This window comes from Streptomyces sp. KR55 (assembly GCF_052245645.1).
Lineage (GTDB): Bacteria > Actinomycetota > Actinomycetes > Streptomycetales > Streptomycetaceae > Streptomyces > Streptomyces flavusporus.
The window spans coordinates 1-4,096 of the sequence record NZ_JBQQCE010000652.1 but is presented as its reverse complement, the minus strand read 5'-3'; the positions used below and the strand labels follow the sequence as shown (position 1 = coordinate 4,096).

Below are 4,096 nucleotides of genomic sequence, written 5' to 3'. Positions count from 1 at the left end.
CGACTTCTACCAGCCGGAAGCGGAACCGGTGGGCGAGGCGGCCTCGATGGACCTCGCCCTGGCCACGGGCCGCGGGCCCCGGCCGCTCGCCGACCTCGAGGGCCGCGGACCGCTGGTGCGGGACGAGGACGTCGTCGTCTTCGGCTTCCGTGACGCCGCCGAGGCCGCCGTGTTCGGAATGCAGCCGCTGCCGCCCTCGCTGTACGCGATCGACTTCGACGGCGTGCGTGCGGCGGGCGCTGCCACGGCCGCTCGCGAGGCCGTCGACCGGCTCACCGGCGTTCCGGGCCCCGGCTACTGGATCCACCTTGACGTCGACGTTCTGGACGACGTGGTCATGCCTGCCGTCGACTACCGGCTGCCCGGCGGGCTGAGCTGGGCGGAGCTGGAGCAGGTGCTGCACACGGCCCTGGCCGACGAACGGGCCACCGGAATCGACGTCACGATCTTCAACCCCCGCCTGGATCCCGACGGAAGTATCGCAGCCCGTCTGGCCCAGTGCCTGAACCGAGGACTGTCGGCCCGAACGCCGGTGCAGGGCTGAACCGCGCCCGAGCGGGCGCGGCCCGGCGGTCAGTCAGCGAGGGTCTTCAGTACGGCCTCGGCCGTGGCCTTGCTGGACTGGGGGTTCTGACCGGTGATCAGGTTGCCGTCCTGCACCACCGTGTTGCTCCACGCGGGTCCGGCCTCGACCACGGCACCGCGCTCACGCAGCCTGCTCTCCACGTAGTAGGGGGTGTTGTCGCCCAGACCGCCCTGGCGCTCCTCCTCGTCGGTGAACGAGGTCAGGGTGCGGCCGGCGAACGTGAAGCCGCCGTCCGGCCCGCCGGCGCTGAGCAGCGCGGCCACGCCGTGGCACAGGGCCGCCACCGTTCGGCCCGAGGCGTCGGCCTCGTTGAGCAGCCGGCCGAGGTCGGTGTCCGTGGCGAGGTCGGCCATCGGGGCGTGGCCGCCGGGGATGTAGATCGCGTCGTAGTCGCCGGCCCGCACCTCGGCGAGGGAGAGCGGCGCGGACAACTGGTCGGCGATGCCGTCGAGATAGGCACGGAACCGCTGCGCGTCGGCCTCCGCCACCCCGCCGCGCTCGTCCAGGCTGAGGGCATCGACCGTCGGCGGGACGCCGCCCGGCGTGGTGATCGAAACCTCGGCACCGGCGGCGGTGAGCACCTCGTGGGACGCGGCGACCTCCTCTGCCCAGTAACCGGTGGGGTGGGTGGAGCCGTCGGCCAGCTGCATGCTGTTCGCGCTCGAAATGACCATCAGAATCTTCGACATGCGGAATATGGTCCATCAAGGAACTTTCACTTGCACACGGAAGCTATTAGAGAATTTATGACCCTCGTCTTGCCCCAAGGGAGACGAGGAACTAAGGACCATTGACACCTCCAAAGTGTGAGTGGTTAAGTACTCACATGAAGACGGAACAGCGCCGACTCTCCACCGCCGAGGAACGCCGCGAGACGGTCCTGCGCACCGCCATCGGCGCGTTCGCGGCCCGCGGCTACTTCGGCACCACCACCACGGAAGTGGCCAAGGCGGCCGGCATCTCGCAGGCCTACGTCTACCGGCTCTTCCCGAACAAGGAGGCGTTGTTCACCGCGGTCGTCGAGCGCTGCTTCGCACAGGTGCGCGCAGCCCTCGAAGGCGGAGCGGCCGAGGCCCGCAGCAGCGCTCCCGAGGCCGTACTCGAGTCGATGGGCGACGCCTACGCCCGCCTCATCAGCAACAACGACCTGCTGCTGGTGCAGCTGCACGCCCAGGCGGCGGCCGCCTCCGAGCCCGCCGTCAGGGAGGCGGTCAGGGCCGGGTACGCCCGCGCGGTCGAGTACGTCCGTGGCGCGTCCGGCGGCAGCGAGGAGCAGATCCAGCAGTTCTTCGCCACCGGCATGCTCTGCCATCTGATCGTCTCCATCGATGCCGAGTCCGTCGACGCGCCCTGGACCCGCACCCTGGCGGCGGGCATCACGCACTACTGACCGACCCCAGCCGGGCGGCCGTCCGGTCCCTGCGGACCGACAGCCGCCCTTTCCCAGGTCTCACTAGTGAGTGGTTGACCACACATCTACAGAAGGAGTCAGTCATGCAAGCCACCGAAGTCGTCCTGCCCGCCGTCGGAGAGCCCGAGAGCCTTGAACTGCGGGTACGAGAGCTGCCCCAGCCCGGCCCCGGCCAGGCCGTGGTCCGGATGGAAGCCAGCGGCGTGACCTTCGCCGAACAGCAGATGCGGCGCGGCAAGTACTACGACATGCCGAAGTTCCCCTTCGTGCCCGGCTACGACCTGGTCGGCGTCGTCGAGCAGCTGGGCCCACCGGTGCCCGACCAGCCCGGGCTGTCCGTCGGGCAGCGGGTCGCCGCTCTCACCAAGACCGGCGGATGGGCTGACCACGTCCTGCTGGACGCGGCGGATCTGGTGCCGGTCCCCGACGGGGTGACCGCGGCGGAGGCCGAGACACTGGTCACCAACGGCGCGACGGCCTGGCGCATGCTCTACCGCACGGCGAAGGTCCGCCCGGGCGACACCGTCGTGGTGCACGGAGCCAACGGCGGCGTCGGCAGCGTGCTGGTGCAGCTCGCCCGCAGCAACGGCATCACCGTCATCGGCACCGCCTCGGCCCGTAACCAGCAGGCCGTCGCCGGCATGGGCGCCCTCCCCGTGGACTACCGCGGCGACGTCCCCGCCCGCGTCCGCGAGCTGGCGCCCGACGGCGTGGCCGCCGTCTTCGACCACGTGGGCGGCAAGGGCATCGAGGACTCCTGGCGGATGCTCGCCCCCGGCGGCACCCTCGTCTCCTACGGCAGCGCCGCGACCCGCGACCAGGCCGGCAACGGGACGATCACGGTTCTGAAGCTCGTCGCCCGGCTCGCGGTGTGGAACGCGCTGCCCAACGGCCGCAGCGCGCACTTCTTCAACCTGTGGGCCGGCAAGGCGCGGCATCCGCGGCAGTACCGGGCGGAGCTGCGCGAAGACCTCACGCAGATCTTCGACCTGCTCAGGTCCGGGGCGATCGAGGCCAGGATCGACCGGGCCTACCCACTGCAGCAGGCGGCCGCCGCGCTGCGGCACGCCGAGTCCGGCACCGTCGTCGGCAAGGTCGTGCTCACCTCGGGCGGCGTGGCCGAGTAGCGGTCACAGGGTGTTCCACTGGCGCGCGGCCTGCTGTAGATGGTCGCGCAGCACGGTGACGGCGGGGCCCGCCGGAGCGCCCCGCCGTACCGCCAGGTACAGGGTGTTGAGCGGCGCCACCTCCGGGTGGTGCAGCTGCACGACCTCCCCGGCAGCGAGTGCCGGTGCGGCGATGTACCGCGGCAGCACGGAGATTCCGGCACCCGCGACCACTGCCGCGAGGACGGCCCTGAGATCGGCGACGACCATGGCCACGGGATTCGGCGGCCGCCGCCCGAACTCGCTGCGCCAGTAGCGGCGCACGATGGGCAGTTCCTCGGCGTACGCGACCAGCGGCAGATGCGCCAGTGCGGACACCGGCTCGGTTCTCAGGCGGCCGGCGTCGATCGTGTGGGCCATCGCGGGCGGTGCGACCAGGACGAACTCCTCGTCCACGAGCGGCACCGCGAGCACCGCTGCACGGGCGGGCCGTACCGCCGAGACGACCAGGTCGAGCCGGTCGTTGACCAGCTGGGAGAGCAGGTCGTCGGCCAGCCCGAGGGTCACGTGGACGGTCACGCCGCGGCGGGCCAGCCCGGCCAGTACCGGCAGCACGCGCAGCGTCATCACCTCGGCCGCTCCGCCGATCCGCACGGTGCCCCGCAGGGGCGGTTCGGCATCGGCCGGGTGCAGGGCCTCGCGCAGCCCGTCCACGTGCACGCCGATGCGGGACGCCAGCGCGGCTGCCCGCTGGGTCGGGGTGACACCCTTGTGCGTACGGACGAACAGGGGCTCGCCGATCTGCTCCTCGAGCCGGGCGAGCTGACCGGTGACGGCCGGCTGGGTCACCCCGAGCCGCTGAGCCGCCGCGGACAGCGACCCCGCCCGGTAGATCTCCAGGAACGTCGACAACAGATCAAGATGCGGCATGCCACCGCGGCTCTCCTTCACCACCACAGGCAGAAGCAAAACACTCCGGCGGGTCGGCGCGGA

Annotated in this window: 5 protein-coding genes; 3 read left to right on the top strand and 2 right to left on the bottom strand. The window is 71.5% G+C overall.

Going from position 1 to position 4,096, the window contains the following annotated elements; all coding sequences use genetic code 11:
• A partial coding sequence (locus ACTWQJ_RS47615; protein WP_443312606.1) for an arginase family protein occupies window positions 1-544 on the top strand: 544 nt, incomplete at its 5' end.
• 29 nt (window positions 545-573) lie between these two features.
• Here the strand turns inward: ACTWQJ_RS47615 and ACTWQJ_RS47610 are convergent.
• Window positions 574-1,275 (bottom strand): type 1 glutamine amidotransferase domain-containing protein, encoded by a 702-nt coding sequence (locus tag ACTWQJ_RS47610; protein ID WP_443312605.1) that lies wholly within the window; start codon window positions 1,273-1,275, stop codon window positions 574-576.
• A gap of 137 nt (window positions 1,276-1,412) precedes the next feature.
• Here ACTWQJ_RS47610 and ACTWQJ_RS47605 point away from each other — a divergent pair, with 137 nt between their 5' ends.
• Window positions 1,413-1,976, top strand: coding sequence for a TetR/AcrR family transcriptional regulator (locus ACTWQJ_RS47605; protein ID WP_443312604.1), 564 nt, complete (start codon window positions 1,413-1,415; stop codon window positions 1,974-1,976).
• A gap of 104 nt (window positions 1,977-2,080) precedes the next feature.
• The gene (locus ACTWQJ_RS47600; protein WP_443312603.1) at window positions 2,081-3,124 is read left to right on the top strand and encodes a medium chain dehydrogenase/reductase family protein; all 1,044 of its coding nucleotides are present in this window, start codon (window positions 2,081-2,083) and stop codon (window positions 3,122-3,124) included.
• A gap of 3 nt (window positions 3,125-3,127) precedes the next feature.
• Here the strand turns inward: ACTWQJ_RS47600 and ACTWQJ_RS47595 are convergent, their stop codons facing one another.
• Window positions 3,128-4,033 carry a LysR family transcriptional regulator gene (locus tag ACTWQJ_RS47595; protein WP_443312602.1) on the bottom strand — a complete coding sequence of 302 codons (906 nt, stop codon included), beginning with the start codon at window positions 4,031-4,033 and terminating at the stop codon, window positions 3,128-3,130.
• Window positions 4,034-4,096 lie beyond the last annotated feature (63 nt).

Bases quoted from the DNA above. Each gene is read 5' to 3' on its own strand.
- ACTWQJ_RS47610 (WP_443312605.1), bottom strand. From the start codon at position 1,275: ATGTCGAAGATTCTGATGGTCATTTCGAGCGCGAACAGCATGCAGCTG.
- ACTWQJ_RS47605 (WP_443312604.1), top strand. From the start codon at position 1,413: ATGAAGACGGAACAGCGCCGACTCTCCACCGCCGAGGAACGCCGCGAG.
- ACTWQJ_RS47600 (WP_443312603.1), top strand. From the start codon at position 2,081: ATGCAAGCCACCGAAGTCGTCCTGCCCGCCGTCGGAGAGCCCGAGAGC.
- ACTWQJ_RS47595 (WP_443312602.1), bottom strand. From the start codon at position 4,033: ATGCCGCATCTTGATCTGTTGTCGACGTTCCTGGAGATCTACCGGGCG.